Source organism: Streptomyces sp. NPDC001156 (assembly GCF_053598275.1).
The window spans coordinates 1-19,091 of sequence record NZ_JBSFJX010000148.1; the positions used below are offsets into that span (position 1 = coordinate 1).

17 protein-coding genes and 2 pseudogenes are annotated in these 19,091 nt (G+C 68.5%); 11 read left to right on the top strand and 8 right to left on the bottom strand.

Annotated features, from left to right (window positions below):
* Positions 1 to 592 precede the first annotated feature (592 nt).
* From ACWDA7_RS38375 to ACWDA7_RS38390, 4 genes are all read right to left on the bottom strand, one after another.
* A complete protein-coding gene (locus ACWDA7_RS38375) occupies positions 593 to 1,510 on the bottom strand; it encodes a pirin family protein (protein ID WP_450610798.1) in 918 nt (305 codons plus the stop codon).
* A gap of 28 nt (positions 1,511 to 1,538) precedes the next feature.
* On the bottom strand, positions 1,539 to 2,396 hold the full coding sequence (locus ACWDA7_RS38380) for an MIP/aquaporin family protein (protein ID WP_450610799.1): 858 nt from the start codon (positions 2,394 to 2,396) through the stop codon (positions 1,539 to 1,541).
* Between the two features lie 512 nt (positions 2,397 to 2,908).
* Positions 2,909 to 4,618 (bottom strand): CocE/NonD family hydrolase, encoded by a 1,710-nt coding sequence (locus ACWDA7_RS38385; protein ID WP_450610800.1) that lies wholly within the window; start codon positions 4,616 to 4,618, stop codon positions 2,909 to 2,911.
* 1,161 nt (positions 4,619 to 5,779) lie between these two features.
* Positions 5,780 to 8,527 (bottom strand): ATP-binding protein, encoded by a 2,748-nt coding sequence (locus tag ACWDA7_RS38390; RefSeq protein ID WP_450610802.1) that lies wholly within the window; start codon positions 8,525 to 8,527, stop codon positions 5,780 to 5,782.
* 422 nt (positions 8,528 to 8,949) lie between these two features.
* Between ACWDA7_RS38390 and ACWDA7_RS38395 the strand changes: the two are divergent.
* The 8 genes and pseudogenes from ACWDA7_RS38395 to ACWDA7_RS38430 all read left to right on the top strand — a co-directional run.
* Positions 8,950 to 9,072, top strand: a pseudogene (locus ACWDA7_RS38395) (baeRF2 domain-containing protein); the annotation flags it as partial.
* 205 nt (positions 9,073 to 9,277) lie between these two features.
* Positions 9,278 to 9,499 (top strand): hypothetical protein, encoded by a 222-nt coding sequence (locus tag ACWDA7_RS38400; protein ID WP_450610826.1) that lies wholly within the window; start codon positions 9,278 to 9,280, stop codon positions 9,497 to 9,499.
* Positions 9,500 to 9,594: 95 nt separating this feature from the next.
* Positions 9,595 to 10,542: an alpha/beta hydrolase gene (locus ACWDA7_RS38405; protein WP_450610804.1), complete on the top strand. Its 948-nt coding sequence runs from the start codon at positions 9,595 to 9,597 to the stop codon at positions 10,540 to 10,542.
* Positions 10,543 to 11,229: 687 nt separating this feature from the next.
* Entirely contained in the window at positions 11,230 to 11,454 is a 225-nt protein-coding gene (locus ACWDA7_RS38410) for a hypothetical protein (RefSeq protein WP_450610806.1), read from the top strand.
* Positions 11,455 to 11,560: 106 nt separating this feature from the next.
* A pseudogene (locus ACWDA7_RS38415) lies at positions 11,561 to 12,050 on the top strand (RNA-guided endonuclease TnpB family protein); the annotation flags it as partial.
* Between the two features lie 311 nt (positions 12,051 to 12,361).
* The gene (locus ACWDA7_RS38420; RefSeq protein WP_450610808.1) at positions 12,362 to 13,015 is read left to right on the top strand and encodes an IS110 family transposase; all 654 of its coding nucleotides are present in this window, start codon (positions 12,362 to 12,364) and stop codon (positions 13,013 to 13,015) included.
* Positions 13,015 to 13,683 carry a transposase gene (locus ACWDA7_RS38425; protein WP_450610810.1) on the top strand — a complete coding sequence of 223 codons (669 nt, stop codon included), beginning with the start codon at positions 13,015 to 13,017 and terminating at the stop codon, positions 13,681 to 13,683. Before ACWDA7_RS38420 ends, ACWDA7_RS38425 begins: the two co-directional genes overlap by 1 nt.
* Before the next feature lie 59 nt (positions 13,684 to 13,742).
* Positions 13,743 to 14,447, top strand: coding sequence for a transposase (locus ACWDA7_RS38430; protein WP_450610812.1), 705 nt, complete (start codon positions 13,743 to 13,745; stop codon positions 14,445 to 14,447).
* Between the two features lie 374 nt (positions 14,448 to 14,821).
* Here the strand turns inward: ACWDA7_RS38430 and ACWDA7_RS38435 are convergent, their stop codons facing one another.
* Both ACWDA7_RS38435 and ACWDA7_RS38440 read right to left on the bottom strand, forming a co-directional pair.
* On the bottom strand, positions 14,822 to 15,139 hold the full coding sequence (locus ACWDA7_RS38435) for a hypothetical protein (RefSeq protein WP_450610814.1): 318 nt from the start codon (positions 15,137 to 15,139) through the stop codon (positions 14,822 to 14,824).
* Positions 15,140 to 15,501: 362 nt separating this feature from the next.
* A complete protein-coding gene (locus ACWDA7_RS38440; RefSeq protein WP_450610815.1) occupies positions 15,502 to 15,711 on the bottom strand; it encodes a cold-shock protein in 210 nt (69 codons plus the stop codon).
* Positions 15,712 to 16,119: 408 nt separating this feature from the next.
* On the opposite strand from ACWDA7_RS38440, the gene ACWDA7_RS38445 reads away from it, so the two are divergent.
* The 3 genes from ACWDA7_RS38445 to ACWDA7_RS38455 all read left to right on the top strand — a co-directional run bounded on the left by ACWDA7_RS38445 (position 16,120) and on the right by ACWDA7_RS38455 (position 17,413).
* A complete protein-coding gene (locus ACWDA7_RS38445) occupies positions 16,120 to 16,539 on the top strand; it encodes a CBS domain-containing protein (protein ID WP_450610817.1) in 420 nt (139 codons plus the stop codon).
* Positions 16,508 to 16,864: an FG-GAP repeat domain-containing protein gene (locus ACWDA7_RS38450; protein ID WP_450610819.1), complete on the top strand. Its 357-nt coding sequence runs from the start codon at positions 16,508 to 16,510 to the stop codon at positions 16,862 to 16,864. The genes ACWDA7_RS38445 and ACWDA7_RS38450 overlap by 32 nt, the downstream gene beginning before the upstream one ends.
* 99 nt (positions 16,865 to 16,963) lie before the next feature.
* Positions 16,964 to 17,413: a hypothetical protein gene (locus ACWDA7_RS38455; RefSeq protein WP_450610821.1), complete on the top strand. Its 450-nt coding sequence runs from the start codon at positions 16,964 to 16,966 to the stop codon at positions 17,411 to 17,413.
* A gap of 465 nt (positions 17,414 to 17,878) precedes the next feature.
* On the opposite strand, the gene ACWDA7_RS38460 is transcribed toward ACWDA7_RS38455, so the two are convergent.
* Positions 17,879 to 18,772, bottom strand: coding sequence for a Gfo/Idh/MocA family protein (locus ACWDA7_RS38460; protein WP_450610823.1), 894 nt, complete (start codon positions 18,770 to 18,772; stop codon positions 17,879 to 17,881).
* 31 nt (positions 18,773 to 18,803) lie between these two features.
* The coding region (locus ACWDA7_RS38465) for an ROK family protein (protein ID WP_450610825.1) at positions 18,804 to 19,091 on the bottom strand (288 nt) is incomplete at its 5' end.

A 19,091-nucleotide genomic window follows, 5' to 3' on the forward strand; every position in this document is an offset into this window, starting at 1 on the left:
GTCCGGCGTGAGGCCCTTGAGGCGGGTGCGGATCGCCACGCCGGACGGGCCGACGGCCACGAAGGGGGCAGCGATCGTACGCAGCGACTCACCACCCATCGATGCACCCCCCTCCCCCACACGTGATCAGCAACAGGAAGAACGCTACCGGCCGGCACTGACAGTGCCCGCCATGCGCCGTACGCGCTGCACCACCACGAACAAGTACACGCTCGTGCACACTCACACACACTCCTGCACATCCGAAACCGAACAGCTCCCAACCCCCAGGATCTCGACGTCCTTGTCCCGGTCGCTCATCGGTAGCAAGCGCAGCATGGCGAACGCGTTCGTCACACCCAGGTAGGCCAGTCGCACGATCGATCATGTTCCCGCAGGATTGGGCACTCGCGCCAGAGCCCCGACCCGAGCCCGCGGGCCGCCGGCCCGCGGAACCCGCATATTGGCTCTCACCTGCACGGATGAGGTTTTCGGCAGGGGCAAGGTCCTACTCAACCCACCCCGAGCACCGAGAGCGAACGCGATCTGCGAAAGAGCCGTGGGGCACCCTGCGCCGCGAAATCCTCGACCGGATCCTTATCTACGGGGCGTGTCAGGCTCGCGGCTTCATCGGCACCCGCGGGAGTTCGGGCGCGGGAAGGGGATCTCCCGGGTACCCGATCACCTCGCCGAAGCGGAAGCCGTTCATCCAGTCCTCGCGGGCCTTCTCGATGTCCTCCTGGGTACGGCCGACGAAATTCCACCACATGAGGATCTCCTCGCCGAAGGGCGGGCCGCCGAGCAACAGAGTCACCGCGGGTGCGTCCGAGTGGTTGGTCATGGTCAAGGTGTCCCTGCCGACGGGGAGGTACCCGAGATGGGACGGGCTCAGCCGAGTGCCGGCCAGGGAGACGTCCCCACTGTTGACGAGGAGGCCGTGCTCGAAGGCGGGGTCGACCGCGAGGGTGATGGTCGCACCGGGGTCCAGACGAAGTTCGGCGCCAAGAAGGGGGCTGAAAGTGGGGACCGGTGAGGTGTCACCAGCGAGGGAGCCCAGGAACACTTTGGCCTCGCCTCCGTCAAGGACGGCAGCCTGCGGGGCGTAGTGGTGGAAGTCGGGGCCGGTGTCTCGGTACCGGTCCGGGAGCGCCACCCACAGCTGCGCGCCATGCAGGACGTCGGTGCTCGCGGTGGAGACCTCCGAGTGGCAGATGCCGTGTCCGCCGGTCATGAGGTTGAGCTCGCCGGGGCGGATTATCGAGTGCGTCCCCAGGCTGTCGCGGTGTTCGAGCTCACCCTTGAAGAGCCAGGAGACGGTCTGGAGCCCAATATGGGGATGCGGTGCGACATCCATGCCGCCGGTGACCGCTATCTCGTCCGGACCGTAGTAGTCGGCGAAGCACCACGCACCGATCAGCGATCGGGATCGCTGCGGCAGGGTGCGCCGCACGTTCATCGCCCGGGGGCCGCCCAGGGGCACGTCGCGGGGGGACAGGATCTCTACGGTGGCCTCGGCCTGGGTCTCATTCATCGTCGCACTTCCCACAGTAGTGTAAACTTCAACGTTTATTCTTGATGGATAAGGGGTGCTGTGACGTGCTCCGGTGGGCCGACCGGTACCCGGGTGGGCGCGGTTCACCGGGTCGCGGGGTTGTGCAGCGGCGGCACGTCGGCGTCGTGCAACTGGTGGGGGGCACCCGGCGGCGTCCGGGAAGCAGATCCCGTACCACCGGGGCCAGGACGGCTCCGGCCATGGGGGCCAGGAGATAGACCCACAGGAAGTCGAACTGCCCGGCGGCCAGCGCCGGGCCGAACTGGCGGGCGGGATTGAGGCTGCCACCAGTGCTCGTGCCCAGCAGGACGATGCACAGGCAGACGAGGACGCCCACCAGATAGGGGATGAAGCGCGTCAGCTGGTGCACCGACAGGAACAGCCCCACGAGGAGAACGATGACGCCAGTGGACGCCGTCTCCGCCAGGAAGAGCCCCGTGGCCGACCAGCCGAGTGCAGGCTGCAGGGCGGCATAGGCCACCGGAGGAGCGCCGACGGCGCTGCCCCACACGCCCCGCGCCGCGAGCACGCCGAGCAGGGATCCGGCGAGCTGGGCCACGATGTACGGCGCCACCACCGCGCCAGGGAAAACCTCGAAGCGCCACATGGCGAAGGAGATCGCCGGGTTCATGTGTCCGCCGGACTGCTTGCCGGGAGGACTGAGGATGAGCCCGGTGGCCAGCAGGCCGGCGGCCACGCCGACGACGAGCAGCTTCAGGCGGATTCCGGGAATCGCCTCGGAGACCGCGGACGGGCCGATGACCCACCGCACGATGGTCGTCACGCCGAACAGCAGGACGAAGGTCAGCAGGAACTCCTGGGAGCTGCGCCGGAAGGCCAAGGAGGGTGCGTTGGGGTCGCTCATAAGGATGGTGTTACAGGGGATGGTGTTACAGGGGATGGGGGAACGCGCTCCGCGTCGGCGTGGGTTCCCGACGACGCGAGACGGTGAGGACCTTTAGTCCCGGGATCAGGGGACAAAGCAGGTGTCGAAGATCTCGGTGGGCTGTCCGGGGGTAAATCCGCGCTGGGGGCGCACCACTGGCGGTGCTGCTCGGATTCGGCGACGGCCTGGCCCAGGAGTTCGGCCTGGCGCGCGCCAAAGATGCTGGGCTTGACGGTGGCGCGACTCGGCGATGGCCGCCCAGGCGCTCTCTCTGACTTCCCTCCAGGCTGCGCGCAGCAGGGCCCGTCGGCGGGTCTCGGACTTGCCGATGTCCCAGGCCCACTGGGGTGCTGTCAGCGTCTGTGATTGGCTGAGGGAAACCGAGTGATGCTCAGTGCCTTGAGCCAATCGCCTTCGTGCCCTGGTGCCGTACGACCGCAGTCCTGCACTGCTGGTACAGCAGCGCCCAGGTGCTGACAGAGATGCTGCTTCTATGCAGGGAGCATCGGCAGCGTGAGGTGGGAGGGATACTCCGCCGTGTGCAGGATGGTCTGGGTGGCCACCTGAGGCACTCCGTCGCCCGGGTAACCGGAGTTGGAATTCCGCGCCCACTGCGGGAAATCCGAACTCGTGACGTCAATGCGCAGCCGCGCCCCGGCCGGGACGCGAGCCGACACCGGACCCAGATCGATGACGTACTCATAGACCTCGCCCGGGGTGATGGGCTGCGGCGTGGTCAGGGAGTCGCGGAAGGCGGCCCGCACGATGCCCTCCTGCAGGTTGCGCGAGCAGCCGTCCTCGTCGACCAGGCACAGGCGCGCGGTCCAATCGGTGTCGGTGGCCGAGGAGGCCGCGTAGAGGGTCAGCGTCACATCGCCGACCACGTCCACATCCCGCTCCTGCGGAGCGGTCGTGTAGACGAGCACGCCCTTGCCGTTCTCGCGCCGGCACTGGCAGGCCGGCCCCATCGGTGTCAGTTCCTCGACGCAGCAGGAATGGCCACCCGCGCTCATGACCGGCGCGTTCGGGTCGTAGATGTAGAGGTCGGGCAACTCGTCACCCGGCGTCCGGGTGTCCAGAGTGCCGTCGCCGAAGCGGGTGTTGGCGCGTCCTTGCGAGTGCAGGAAGAGCCGCTCCATCCGTGCCTCTTGCGGCGGCCAGGCTGAGAAGTCACGCCAGCCCGCGCCGAGGACGTAGGTACTGACCGAGGATTCGAAGGTGCCGGTGTCCGTCTCCTTGAGCGTCTCCGTGAAGAACCGCACCTGACAGTCGTCGACGACCTTGGAGTTCGCATCCTCCACCTGGACGACGGGGTACCAGGGCATGTGGTGGAAGGGTGCCACCACGAACTTCTGCCGTGCGGCGACCTCGGGGGTGCTCGCGCCGCTGCGGAGCCCCACGAAGTTGCGCTTGGTCCCTGACACGAACACGTCGTAGAGACCGGCCACATGCAATGCGGGCACTTGGATGCGGCTGTAGTCGCTGTCGATGGACCAGCGTGCCCAGTAGTCGTCGTACGTAGGGTGCTCGATCCAGTCGAAGTAGTAGGGCGTGATGTCCCGGTCGAGGGCGGGAAAGGCCTCCGGAGCCATCCAGAAGTTGTCCGGCGCGTGCATCAGGGCGCCACTGAGCGCATCGATACGCTCCTGGTCGCCGCGCCGGACCGCTTCGGCGATGCCCAGGTAGGCGGACCAAAACGCGTTGAACCCGTAGGCGAAGGCACCCTTGTTGTGGGTCCATCCCTCGTAGGCCTGGGAATTCGTCATGGCCGGGCTGATCGCGGCCAGGCTGGGCGGCTGCTCGACCGCGGCCAGGAGCTGGGTGAACCCGGCGTAGGAGAACCCGTACATACCCACCCGGCCGTTCGTCCCGGGCAGGCCGGCCGCCCACTCTACGGCGTCGTAGCCGTCACGGCCCTCGTCACGGAACGGGTAGAACTCGCCCTCGGACGCATACCGCCCCCGTACGTCCTGGACGACAACGATGAATCCCTGCTGGGCGTACCAGGCCGGGTGCGCGAACGCTGTTTCCGACTGGGCGCCCTGCTTCCCGTACGGGGTGCGCTGCAGCAGAACCGGATAGGGACCTCCTGCCGCGTCCGGGCGGTAAACGTCCGCGAGCAGTTCGACGCCGTCACGCAACCGGCACCGTACATCGGTTTCCACGGTTACCCCGGGAAAGCCCGTGACAGGCTGCACCATAATTACTTACTCCTCATCGTTATTGGTGTTGCATCTTTGTTTTCGGTTCAGGCACAGACGTAGACATCAAGACGAAGCCGCCTGATCCTGAAAGCCCGGCGGGGTGTACTGGTGGTATTCGGCGTTGTGCAACCGGTCCGAGGAACCGACCGTCGAGACCGCGCGTCAGGCCGAGCCATCGATTCGCCCCCTCCCGTCTTCCCGCCCTGGCGGGCACTGATCGGTACCCGCACAGCGCCGTGAATTACGCAACGGTTGGTTCGGCACTTCGTCACCTGCTCCGCTGGATCAGGCTATTGCGAGTCTGGGGCCGGTTGAGACCTCAGGCATCAGTCGAATGACTATGAGCGGAAACGATTGGCCCGGGCCCTACCCGCTGCGGACCGCGCGCGGCTCCGTGCCGCGGGCCTGTCAGGAAGGCGTACGAAGGGCTCGCTCATGGCCTCCTGCCACCCCTGGCCATGTCCTCGTGCACGGCGCCGCAGTCAGATGACCGATGTTTGGGCTCGGGAAGCGAGTGGAGGCTGGTCCCGCGTTTGTTTCAGGTAATAGCGGGTCCGTGGAGGCGATAATCATGATCCGGTCACCGGGCCGGCGCCTTGCTGTCGGCTCATCTTGCACGGTGTGGTAATGCCGTGGCAGATGCGGAGGGATCCCGCCACTCAGGACAATTAGTCACGAGAATGTTCGGGCTACGGTGATCTTCCGGTAAAGACGGAAATTTGCCTGGACCCACAGGTAGGCACCGAGCAGGACGAGACGCTCAGTTTCGCGGTTCTCTTCCTCATGGAGAAGCTGAACCCGATAGAACGGGTCGCCTATATCCTCCGGGAAGCCTCGATTTCCCCTACGCCCTCGTGGCGGCCATCGTGCAGACCAGCGAGGGCAACGCTCGACAGTTGGTCTGCCGGGCCCGCAAACACCTCAGGATCGAGTGAGGGTCCCTTCGACCACGACGACCATCGCCAGGTCAGGGAGGCGTTCCTCAGCACCGCCCCATATGGCGACATCTTGCCGCTGGAAAACATCCCCACCGAGCACGTCACCAGCGACTCCGGGGGGCGGCGACCATCCGTTGCGCAGACGCGCCGATGTCGACGCTGTTCGGCACGCTGCTGACCGGCTGACGCGACAACTACCGTGGGCAGCCCGGTCATGCGCCTACCGTTCACCCGGGGCCGTCGGGTCCGTTGCCCTCGGCTCGTTCCTCTGGAGGGCGGCGAGCGCGGCGGCGAGCTTGCCCCGGCTGGTGATGCCCAGGCGCGGATAGATCCGGTACAGGTGCGCTCCGACGGTGCGGTGCGAGATGAACAGCCGCTGGCCGATCTCCCGGTTGCTCAGCCCCTGTGCCGCCAGCTCGGCCACCTGCATTTCCTGTGCCGAAAGCTGCTCGCTGGTGTGCGCGTGCCGCCGACCGTTCGACTCGCCGGTGGCACGCAGCTGCTCGCGGGCCATCTCGGCCCAGGGCTGCGCGCCGATCCGGTCGAACTCGTCGCGGGCCGTGCGCAGCGGGTTCCGGGCGTCCACGTAGCGGCGCTGTCGGCGCAGCCAGCGGCCGTGGTGCAGGTGCAGCCGGGCGCGCGCCAGCGTCCAGCTCGCCGGCAACACGGTAAGCGCTGCGGCGTAGCGCTCCTCGGCTGTGTCGTCCGGAGCCAGCACCGCGTCGGTGTAGGCGTGCGCGACCACCATCATTTCCGAGGGCAGCCGACTGGCCAGCTCGGGAAGTTCGGCGAGCAGTTCCCGGGCGTGCTCCACGGTGCCGGCGGCCACCGCGGCGTCCGCCAGGTCCGGCGCGAGCAGCCAGCGGCTCACCGAGTGGTAGCGCGGGTCGGCCGAATCGAACGCGCATGCGAGAATGTCGTATGCCTCGGTTGCGCGCCCGTCGAAAAGGGCGAGCAGCCCGTCGACCTGCTGCGCCAGCACGGTGACGAACGGCATGCCGGCGAACAGGCTGTGGGCGCGCAATTCGCGGATCGACCGCACTGCGCCCTCGGCCTCACCGCGCAGCGCCGCCACCAGGCCGGCCGCCGCCTTCAGGGCGAGCCACACGATCCACTCTCCGGTCTCCTCGGCCAGAGCGAGCCCTTCAGCAGACTCCTCGCGCGCCCGGTCGAGCTGACCGAGGAACAGCCGCGGCCAGCCAGTGGCCAGCGAACGGGCGAGCAGCCCGAGCATGCCCTGCGACCGCCACGCCGCAGCCGCCAGCCCCAGATACCGGGCGGCGCGGCTGATGTCGCCCATGGCCATCGCGCCGTCGCCGAGGAAGTGCAGGATCCGGCCGTCCTCACGATCCGGCTCGAGGCCGTCCAGCCGTACGAGCACGTCCGCCCCGTGCCGGTACGGCTCGGCGTATGCCCGCACCACCAGCACGTGGGGGGCGTTCGGATCGGGGTCCCACCGGTCCAGTTCGGCCACGGTCTGAGCGCGAACCTGTGGGTCGCCGTCCTGGAAGAAGCATCGTGCGGCGGCACGCCACAGCAGGTTCTCGGCGACGTCCGCGCTCCCTGCGTCGAACGCGCCGGCCGCCGCGGTGACCATGTCGTGGATCCGCCGGTGCGGTTCGTCCGGTTCGAACGCGGCATTGTCGTACACGACCAGGAGGCGGGCCCGCTCCACCGGGCCCAGCACGCTCACATCGGTGCGGTCCAGCAGCATCTGGGTCTGGACGCGGTCGTTGATCTCGCTGGACAGCTCGGCCGCCCGGACCAGGATGCCGGTCCGGCGCTGCGCGTCGTGGACGAGTTCGGCCGCCTGGCGCAGGGCCGGGACGGCCGCCGCCACCTTGCCCCGGGCCTGCGACGTGTCGGCGAAACGCTCGAGCCGGGCGGCCAATTCCTCATCCGGGCCGATCACGGCCGCGGCCTGGTGAGCGAGCTGGCGCTCGGGGGTGTCCTCCATCACCGCTGCCAGGGCGCGGTGGGTGGCCAGCCGGTCGGCGACCGAGGCACGAGTGTAGATCGCCGAGCGCATCAGCGGATGCCGGAACTCGGGAGTCCAGCCGACCAGGGTGACCAGACCCGCGTCGACCGCCTCCTGCACTGCGTCCACGGAAACCGCCGAGCCGGAGAGGTGAGTGGATACTTCCAGCAGCCGGTTCAGCGGCGCGGTCGGCTCGGCGGCCAGGGCCAGAAGGAACGCGCGGCACTCCCGGCTCGCCGAGTCGCTACGCGCGGCGAACGCGTCCTCCAGCCGCTGGGTCAGCGGCAGGCCGTCCATCTGGGCGGTCATGCCCTGCACCGCCTTGGGCAGCTCGACCAGGGCCAGCGGATTACCCGCGGCGCGCTCCAGGATGAGTTTCCGCAGCGGCGCCGGCAAGCCGGGCGCGCTGGCGTCGAGCAGCTCGGCCGCGGCCGTCCGGCCGAGCGGTCCCAGACGAAGGTCCGGGTACGCGCTCGGGGTGTACGAATCGGAGGAGTCAATCCGGGCGGCGCAGACGGCCAGTATGGCGAAGTCGGAGGTGCGCCGGGTCACGAACCTGAGCACGTCCCGGCTGGACGAATCGATCCACTGCAGGTCGTCGACAAGCAGCAGGACCGGCTGCCGTTCGGCCGCGTCGGCGAGCAGTTCGAGTACGGCAAGTCCCACCCGGAATATCTCGGGCTCGGTCTCCGTGACACCAAGGGCGCCGCTCAGCGCCCGCCGATGTGGGGCCGGCAGATTCTCGACGCCCCGGGCAACTGGTTGCAGCAGCAGTTGTAGTGCGGCGAACGGCAGCCATTGCTCGGTCTCCACGCCCGACGTGCGCAGCACCCTGAAACCGCTTTCCGCCGCCTCGGCGCCGAATGTGCGCAACAGAGCCGACTTGCCGACGCCAGCGGTGCCATGGACCAGCAACACATCGCCATGCCCCGCCGCCGCGTCCGACAACACCCCGCGCAGGGTGCGCAACTCCTCATCCCGGCCGATCATCGCGCGCGTGCTGCCCCTGGTTTCTGCAGGGTCCCCCACAGTTGCGTCTCGAGATGCCCGCACCGCACCGCAACCGCAGGCGCGCGGGCCGCAAGGGACGGCGAGGAGATGGTCCCGGTTGCCGCCCGGCGATGCCCTCCGACGTTGCGCCTGTCAACGCTGACCTGCGCGGTGACAGTAAGTATCGAGCTCAGCACGTGGAGATTCCTCCAGAATGGTTAATACACCCCATATGGTACCTGTCAGCCGTGATGACCCAGTACGCGGTGTGCTGTCCGGCGCGGGAGCCGGACAGCGACCGCACGGGGCGTGGCGTCAGTCGATGACCGGATGTTCCCGCGCCCGGTGCTGTGCCTGTTCGGCGCGCAGTTGCTGCATGAGCTGGGTGAAGCGGGTGCTGCCCAGGGCAAGTTCGGCTGCAGGTGGAGGGGCGGCAGTGGCCGGTTCACCACACGGCCACGGCCAACTGGGCCGAGCGTCATTTCCAGCTGAAGGTCGAGGACACCTGGGACCACAACGCCGGCGAGATCGCAGAAGCGCTGAGCTCGGCCGGCCTTTCGTGCACGGCCGACCGTTCGCGGGGATCGCCGACCAGGCCGACCAGGACCGCCCCACCGCTCGGCGGCCTCCCGCTGCGTGTGCTGCTGGTCAACACCGCAACGAACATCTCGTACCCCTCCGACGGAGCCAGCCGCTTCCTCGGGCGGGACGGCGCGCAGGATCGCCGATGCGCCGGTCGGTGCCTGGCCCATGGTCATCGAGTTGTCGGTGCGTCGGCTGTTCTGCGACAACGGCAACTGCGCGCGGGTGACCTTCGCCGAGCAGGTCGACGGGCTGACCAGCCGCTATGGTCGGCGAACGCCCGTCCGGCACCAGGGCGTAAATTGCCCGACGCCGGGCAGCGGAACCGAGTCGGAGCCGGAGGACATGCGGCGGGATAACCGACCGCCTCGACCGGGACTGACCACCTGATCCGGGTTATATTCCGGCCATGGCCCCGGCTCCTGTCCAGGAAGATCCGGATTGCGCCCGCCCTTGGCAGCTGCTGTTGCGACCAGGAGACCCTCATGCTCACTTCAGATTCGACCGAGCTGACGAAGACACTCATGGCCAAGGTGTGGCCTACCGACAGGCTGTGGGCGTCTGTCGAAGAGGCTCGCGCCGACGTCGAGATATTCGACTACGCCGGCGATTCCGTTGATGGCGTGTCGACGCAGGACGTGAGCATCCCCGGCCCCGGGGGCCCGCTACGTGTTCGTGTGTACCGGCCGGAGCACGCCGAGGGTACGCTGCCTGGCTTGATGTACTTCCATGGGGGCGGTTTCGTCGTCGGCGAGATCGAGGGCTTCGACTGGCTCTGTGGCTCGCTGGCTCGGCGCGCAGCACACACGGTGGTGTCCGTGGAGTACCGACGGGCTCCGGATCACCCGTTTCCGGCGGCCCTCGAGGACGTCCTCGCCGCCACCACCTACGTTTCCCGGCACGCCGCCGACTTCGGCATCGACGCCGCGCGCATGTCGGTGGCCGGGGACAGCGCGGGGGGAAACCTGGCCGCAGTGGTAAGCCAACTCGGGCGCGCCCACGGACTCGACCTTCGGCACCAGGTGCTGATGGTCCCGCTCACCCTCCCCTACGCCGACACGCCCAGCATGCGCGACTACGGCTCCGGGTACTACCTGACCCGTGACGTCCTGGACTGGTTCATGGACCACTACCTGCCAGAAGGGCGGAACCAGGCGCACGATCCACGGTGCGCCCCGCTTCTCGCGGACGATCTCAGCGACCTGCCGCCGGCGACAGTGATCACAGCGGAGTTCGACCCGCTCCGTGACGAGGGCGAGCGATACGCCCGCAAACTCGCCGGCGCCGGTACGCCCGTCGTGCAGCAGCGTATGAACGGCGCTTTCCATCTCACCGCCATTCTGCCCAAGGCCTTTCCCCAAGCCACCGAAGAGGTCATCGACCTCGTCAGCGCGCGGCTGCGCGAGGCGGCAAAAACGCCCCCGGTCTCCTAGTCGTCTGACCCACGGTGCAAAGTAGCGGGGGCTACTTGTTGCCTTCCAACTGCCGTGGACCGCTCGACCGTCGTCGGGGTCCTGAAGACCGCCAAGCAGGGTGCGCTGGACGCACTCGCCGCCGCGGTGCCCGGCGGCAGGCGACCAGTGTCGAGCAGTTGGCGCTCGCCGAGGCCCGGGCGGAGATCGAGCGGTTGCGCTCGACGATCGCGGAGCAGGCGGTCGCACGCACCTGGATGCGGGAACGCGCGATGGGCCTGACCGCGGGCCTGGTCCCGCCGCGCGTCGCGGTCGATGTCAAGGCCGGGCTGCTGGAGTTGGTCGAGTACGCCACCGCGCACGGCTGGTCGGTGCGCAAGGCGGCCGGCGCCCTCGGCCTCGATCACGTCCGGGTCCTGCGCTGGCAGGCCCGGCGGGCCGCCGGCCGGCTCGATGATGCCCGGCCCGGCCCCGATGAGGCCCTGCACGCCCTGCTGGGCTGGGAGCAGGCGGCGATCGTGAAGCTGTCCGAGGAGTGGGGCGGTATCGACCGCTCGCACCGCAAACCCGCCCACCGCGGCTCGCGCCTGGGCTGGGTGCACGTCAGCGGCCCCAGCGTGCTGCGGTGCTGGACGCCGAGGGCATCACCCTGCCCGGCCGGCCCAGGCTGGAGCGGCGCGAGAAACACCCCTTCCCCGACTGGGCAAAGTGGCAGCCGAACTCCATCTGATCTACGACTTCACGGCCTTCACCGCCGCCAAGCGGTGTGCGCTGGCGATCATGCATCTGGTCTCCCGCACGTGGCTGGCCACGCTGGTCTCGGCCGAGGAATCCAGTGTGCAGGTCGAGGTCACCTTCACCGGGTTCCTCCGAGGATGCCCCGGCCTTCAGGCCGGGGAGGAATCGGACTCCTGCGGAGCAGGGCAGGGATAGCCGGATCGCCGTCGGGGCGATCCGGTGTCCACCCCGCACGGCGGTGATGTCGCCCACGATGATCGAGAACTCTCAACTGTCAGTCCTCCCGGGTAGGTTCGGATGCATGACGACAGCAGCGGCCACGAAGGACACCGGGCATGCCCGGTACACCTTCCGTGTGCGCCTGTCGAACACGGCCAGGCGCCGGCTCGAAGCCGAGTGGGACCGCTGCCGCTGGATCTGGAACGAATGCGTGGCCAAGTCCAAACAGGTCCACGTGCAGGGCAACAGGCGAGAAGCTGACGTGCGGTCAAGCTCAGCTCGACAAGATGCTGACCGAGGCCCGCAGGGTGATGCCGTGGCTGGCTGAGGGCGCGAGCGTGCCTCAGCAGCAGGTGATACGCGACTTCGCCAAGGCCCGCGCCAAGGCCTTGAAGGACATCAGGGACCGGGTTGCGGCGCACCGTCGGGCGGGGATGCCCCGGTGGAAGAAGAAGCGGGAGGTGCGGCCGAGCCTGAACTACACCCGGCGCGGCTTCCGGGTTGATGACGGTCGTCTGCACCTTGCGGGCGGGATCGTGGTGAGCGTGGTGTGGTCGCGGGAGCTGCCCGCGGTGCGGGCGATGGGCATCACCGCCCAGATCGTCGTGGGGGCGGACTCCGCGTACTTCTCCCACAAGTTGGGGTGGCGCGTTGCCCGCGCCGTGGTGACGGCGCGAAAATCGGCTTGGGTGCCGCCCGCGTCCGACGTCGACATGACCCTGGCCTGCTGAGTCCGTCCACAAGTCTGATGCCGGGGCTGCACCGCGGGGCAGTGACATGTTGCTTCGAGCACGCCGGCCAGACTCGGCATCCCCCTGCGGCCCTCCGGGCGGGACCCGTACCAGCGCCTCATGGGGCGGCGGACGTAGGAGGGAAGACGGTGATGGGTGATCAGATCGAGGTGTCGGAGCTGGACACGGGCGGGGAGTTAGTGGCGCACGTCGCCGCCCTGGACATCGCCAAGGCCTCGGCAATGGTGTGTACGCGGGTGCCCGGCAACGGGAGCCATAAGCGGCAGGAGATCTTCAAGACGGGCGCGACGACCGCAGCGATCCTGGAGCTGTCCGACCACCTGGTCTGCCAGGGCATCGAGTTGGTGGTGATGGAGTCGACCTCGGACTACTGGCGGCCTTTCTACTACCTGCTCGAGGACCGGGGCCTGACCTGCTGGCTGGTCAACGCCCGCGACGTCAAGAATGTCCCCGGCCGGCCGAAGACGGACAAGCTGGACGCGGTCTGGCTGGCCAAGCTTGCCGAGCGCGGCATGCTACGGCGCTCCTTCGTCCCGCCCGCGGCGGTCCGTCGGATACGCGACCTCACCCGCGCCCGCGCCGTGCTGACCGCCGACCGTACCGCTTTCAAGGAACGCGTCGAGAAGGTCCTCGAGGACGCGCAGATCAAACTGTCCACCGTGGTGTCCGACCTCTTCGGCGTCTCCGGACGAGCGATGCTGCGGGCACTGGTCTCCGGAGAACGCAGCCCGCGCGTCCTGGCCGGTCTGGCCCACGGGTGCCTCGGGCCAAGCCGGATGACCTGATGGCGGCGCTGCGGGGCCGCTTCGACGACCATCACGGCTATCTGATCCACCTGTACCTGGAAAGCATCGACCATCTGGACGCCCAGATCGCGGACCTCGGTCACCGCATCGAGGCGGCCATCGCCGAACTCGACCCCACCCGCACGGACGGCCCCGATGCCGGAGGCGGCCGACAACTGACACTGGTGGAGCGCCTGTCCGAGATCCCCGGCGTGGGCGTCGTGACCGCCCAGAACATCCTCGCCGAGACCGGCTTCGACATGAGTGTCTTCCCCACCCCCGGCCACCTGGCCTCCTGGGCCAAGCTCACGCCGCGCACCCTGCAGTCCGGGGCGAAGCACTCCACCGGCGGCACCGGGCACGGCAACCCCTGGCTTCGACGGGCTCTTGGAACCGCCGCTGTCACGGCCGGCAAGAGCCGCAGCTTCCTGGGCACCCGCTACCGGCGCCTGATCAAACGCAAACCGAAGAAGAAGGCGCAGACCGCACTCGCGCGCAACATCATCGAGATTGTCTGGCAGCTGATCGCCGATCCAAGCGCCCGCTACACCGATCTGGGCCCCGACTGGTACGAACGCCGCACCGACCCCGAACGCCGTACTCGCGAACTCGTTCGCGAGCTCGAACGCCTCGGCAACACCGTCACCCTGACTCCTGCGCCTGCCTGACCGGACGACCCGTCAATCATACTCGGCACGGTGCAGGTCCCCGCATGTCCTAGGTTGCTGTGATTTTCCGGCCAGGTCGTGCACGCCTGCCGCCAGGCCGGCGCCCGCTTCTCCCTCGCCGTCGCGGTCAGGAAGAAGATCCGCCAGGCCATCGCCTCCATCCCGAGGATGCCTGGACGCCGATCAAGTACACCAGCGCCGTCTGGGACGCCGACGAGGAACGCTGGGTCTCCGACGCCGAGATCACCGAGATCGACTTCACCGCGTTCACCAGCAGGAAGAAGGCGTTCCACACCATAGCCCGCCTCATCGTGCGCCGGGTCAAACGGCTGAACCCTGCGAGCGTGCCCGAGGGTCAGGCCGAACTGTTCGCCGTCTGGCGCCACCACGCCGTTTTCACCGACAGCCCGTTCGTCCTCGCCCAGGCCGAGCCGATGCACCGTGAACACGCCCAGGTCGAGCAGGTCTTCGCCGACCTGGAGGACTCCGCGCTCGCGCACCTGCCCTCGGGGAAGTGCACCCCGAACGCCGCCTGGCTCACCCTGGCGGCCATCGCCTACAACCTGACCCGCGCGGCCGGCCACCTTGCCTCCGTCTTCCATGCCAAAGCGCGGACGGGAACGATCCGCCGCGACCTGATCAGCATCCCCGCCCGGTTCGCCACCGGAGCCCGCCGCCTCACCCTCCACCTGCCCGAACACTGGCGATGGGCCGACGACTTCGCCGACCTGTGGACAGCCACCGGTCAACGCATGACCACCTGAACCCCACGGCCCACCTGACCACCCGCGACCTGGAAGACCTCGGAGATCCCGCATCGGACGGCCTCCCGGCACCCCACCCTGCCCGGAACCCGAAAGATCACCCCGAACCCAAAAGATCACCCCGAACCCACCCGAATCCCAAGATCGGAATTCACGCGGTGGATCGAGGCTGAGTGTACGGCTGGTCCGGTCAGTCAAGGGCGCCTTCGGCAGCGCACGCGCTGGCCTCGCGGCCACCCTGGATAGCCCTGACCAGCCTGAACGACGGTCTGGCTATCGGGCCGCCCGGGAACCTCTGGCGCCCTGGGGCTCTCGACGCACGGTCACCGCCTGCCCATTGCGTGACTCGGCGCTCTGCAGCGGCCCAGGATGCCCTACGGCCTGACGCCTGCCTCGGGCTTCTCCTTCCGCCCGCTGCGCAGCAGCCAGGTGGCGCCGCCGACGGCGAGGGCGACCGGCCACTCCAGAGCTCCCGCCACGGCCAGCGCTCCAAGTCCTCCGTAGAACGCCAGATCTTTGACGGGCGGACTACCGGGCAGCCGTGCCGTCGCCGCTCGGGCCGTGCTCGTCATCTCCTCCTTGCTGAGATACGGAATCGGCACCGAAGGATGCAGGGTGCGCATGTGCAGGTGCATACCGTGGCCGTTGCCCGCATGCGTCTCCTGTTGCCGGTACTCAGCTGTCTTGCCCATCACACTTCTCCTTCCGTCGAATGTGATGTGCCCTTCCATTGTCGCGCGCCTCTTGTGGCATATGCGGGTGGAAACGATTGCGCTGGAAACTCGGAAGGGAGCGGGAAGTCCGCGCATTCGCGGTGAGCGCCGGGCACAGGACCCGATGCGGATCCGGACCTGCTGGTTGAGAAGGATCAGAGCGGAGTCTTCCGAGAGACGCGCCGCCAATCGGGCACGCACCTCCCCTGAGCAGGTGTGTGCCCTGCGGGCGGGCACCGCGCGGGCCGCGCGCTCTGCTTCCTCCCGGCTGTCGTACCTGCCGGCGTTCTCGGAGCCCTGACGATTGGGCCCGCCGATCGCTCGCGCCGTGGCGGGTTCGTTTAGTCCCCGGCGACGGTGACGTTCTCGGCCTGGGGGCCCTTGGGCCCCTGGGTGACGTCGTACTTGACGCGGTCGTTCTCGAACAGTTCCTTAAAGCCGGACCTCTGGATGGCAGAGAAATGGACGAAAACGTCCGGGCCGCCGTCGTCCTGCGCGATGAAGCCGAAGCCCTTATCCGCGTTGAACCACTTCACCACGCCAGTAGCCATGCTGCTCTCCTCGTACTTCGGGGCACCGCGCAGGAGGGTCGGGGTCGCACCCTGATCACCCCCGGCAACATCACGGAGGGTATCGGATTGGTAACGCGATATGTCTGACTTCGGCCGCGCGCGGCCCGGGGTGCCGTGTGACAGGTGCCCAGATCTCGCCTCGAACCGGGCCTTCCGCTCAGGGTGGGCGTCGGCTTCCCGCAGTCGGCTCTGGAGTTCGTCGATCTGCGCGCGAAGGCCGTCGGCCAGGGCCTATGCAGTGTCCTCTTGGAGGCCGAGCACCTCGATCAGCCGCCGACAGCGGTCTGCGGAACCTGGGCTTGTTGCCAGGTGCAGCGGAGCATGCGTCGGGTACCCGGCTGGCGTAGCGCAGTAGGCGCCAGTTCCGAACCTGTGAAGGGAGGCGTCATGGCTCAGCATGTACGGGACATCATGACCAGCCAATTGGTGACGGTGGAGCCGCAGGCGTCGGTGACGGCGGTGGCCCAGAAGATGCGTGACGAGAACATCGGGATCGTATTGGTCACCGAGGGAGACGAACTGCGGGGCCTGGTCAGTGACCGTGATCTCGTGGTGCGTGCGCTGGCGGAGGGCGGCGACCTGGAGCAGAAGACCGTGGCCTCCGCTTGCAGCGACGATCTTGTCACCGTGGCCCCCGACGAGGAACTCGATCGTGCGGTGGACCTCATGCGCGAGCATTCCGTCCGCCGCCTCCCGGTTGTCGAGGAGGGCCACCCGGTGGGCATCGTCTCCATCGGCGACATGGCGATCGAACGCGATGCGCAGTCGGCACTCGGTGACATCAGCGCAGCCAAGCCGAATCGGTAGGATCCGAGGAACCCACCACAGGGCGAGGAACGCCGACAGCTGGAAGACGTACAAGAAGGTCGTCGGGGCCGGGGATCTGAACGGTGACGGGATCGGTGATCTCGTCGCGCAGGACAAGTCGAACAACCTGTACAGGTACTTCGGGAAAGGTAACGGCACCTTCGCCGCGCGCGTGAAGATCGCCACCGGCTGGGGAGCCTCGTACAACGGGGTCGTGGGGGTCGGGGACATCACCGGCGACGGAAAGGCCGACCTGATCGCCCGGGACACCGCCGGGAATCTCACTGTCGGTGTGGGGGCGGGCGATTGCGCCTTCGTGCGGTGAAGCTGAGAGCGTGAGCATCAGTAGCGAGCGTCCGGTGACTGCTGAACAGGTCTATGCCGCGTTGGCCGCTCTGGGGCTGAGCCGGCGGTAGATACGAAAGTGCGACCCGAGGTGCCGCGGGAAGAGGACCGTCTGCATCTGCTGGGGAGTCTGCTGGCGAAGATAGAGCTGGAAATCACCGCCGCGACGCGTCTGGCCGGGGAGGAGGGGATCGACGACGTCCTTGACACGTCACTCGGCTGGACGGATCAGGTAGGCCCTGACCCCGGCCTTGCGGTCAACGTCCTGACGAACAGGCTGCACCGCACTGCGATGCAGATTTCGCCCGAGGCAGAGGAGCTGTCACGGGGCCGGGAGGCTTCCTTCGTCGCCATCATGACGGCGGTGTATACGCTCAGCGCCCAGCTGCATGCGGAGCACGGTGATATGGAGGGAACCCGACAGGCTCTGGGTGGGGCGGAGGAAGCCCTCATCGACATCCTGCAGGGCATGCATGATCTGCGCGTTGCCATTGGCGACGTGGCCGGGCAGGAGGACGCAGAGGGCTGACTCGCTCACCCGTCCGGCGTTTGGTTGGGGCGGGCTGGGCAGCGGTCGGTGCGGCGGGGGATCGAGCCGGTGAGGAGCCGTTGTTGCGCGTCGGCGTGGTCTCCGCGCTCCGCGCAGGGCAAGCCCAGCCGCACAGGGCACGGGGCGTAGCGGGACGTGGTCGAAGCGCGGTCGTCACGATGCCACGCTGTCGCTTTCCTCGCCCTGTTCGGGCTCATACAAGGCGCGGGCCTCGTTCACGGCGCGCTGCCAGGTGCGGGCGACACCGCATGGTCGCGCTGCTCTCGTCCCGGGCCGCCGCCGTTGGCGCCGCGTCCGTCACCACGCCTGCGGCCGGCCCCCCGAACTGCCCAGTGCCGACATCCAGGGAGGCGGTCCGGGGGCGGGTGACGGTGGCCCTCGTCGCTGTCCCGGGTAAGGGCCGCGCAGCCCTGCGACCCGAACAGCGACGATCCCCAGGTCGGCTCACTGCTGGGTGGCTTGTTCGATGAGGGATTGCAGGTAGAGGCCGCGCTGGGCGTCGAGTGCGGTGGGCGTGTGGGTGCGTACGGCGGTGGCGAATTCGCGGCGCAGGATGGGCCAGCCCTCCTCGTGGTCGATGGTGGCGGTGTCGTAGGCCAGTGGGGTGGTGGGGCCGAAGAGTTCGACGCGGGTGAGGGCGTGGGGAAGGTTGACGGAGCCGGACAGGGAGGCCTGGCTGATGGCGCCGTTGACGTGTTCGCAGGTGAGCTCGATCCAGCGCCGGGGATCTCCGGTGGCGCGGATGGCGGTGATGGGGGCGATCGCGGCGTCCAGGAGGTCGAGGAGGTGGGGGCCGAGGTCGAGCAGGGCGCCGTGTTCGAGGCGCCAGGTGGTGGCGAAGTCGCCGCCGAGGAAGGCGCCGTGGAGGTAGCAGGAACGTGCGCCGGTGATGTCGAGGGTGCGGGCGGCGTCGAGGAAGGCGCGGGTGGCGGGGTGGTAGCGCTTGGTGAGGACGAGTTGGGAGATCACGCCGGCTTCGGCGATGGCGTCCGCCACGCGCTGGGCGGTGGGCAGGTCGGGGCCCAGGGGCTTTTCCAGCAGGAGGGCTTTGCCTCGCTTGGCGGCCAGGGGTGCCAGTTCGCCCTGGACGGCGGGTGGGACGGCGAAGGCGACGGCTTCGCAGTGGTCGAGGAGGTCCTCGAAGTCGGCGGCGACGTGGGCCGCGTAGGGGGCGGCGGTCTGCTGGGCCGCTTCGGGTCGGCGGGCCCAGACTGCGGCAAGTCGGGTTTCGGGTCCTGCGGCGAGTATGCGGGCGTGCATGGCGCGGGCCCAGGGGCCGGCGCCGACGAGGCCGACCTCGAGGGGGCGGTGTGTCCAGGGCGCGGGTTGTGTGGTCATGGTGTTCCTGTGGGTGTGCGGGGTTGCGCGGTCACGGCGCGAGGCGGCTCAGGCGGGTGTCGGCGCGGTCGGGGGAGTAGAGGAACTCCACGACCATGGAGGCGGCTCCGATGACACCGGCGTGGTCGCCGAGCCGTGAGGTGACGACGTGGAGGTTGGCGGTCGTGCGGGGCATGGCGCGCTGGTAGAGCAGTTCGCGTACGCCGGTCATGAACGGCACGCCGGAGAGGTCTCCGGCCAGCATCAGCACGCCCGGGTTGAGCAGGGTGACGACGGTCGCCAGGACCTCGCCGAGGCGGCGTCCGGCTTCCCGGGCGAG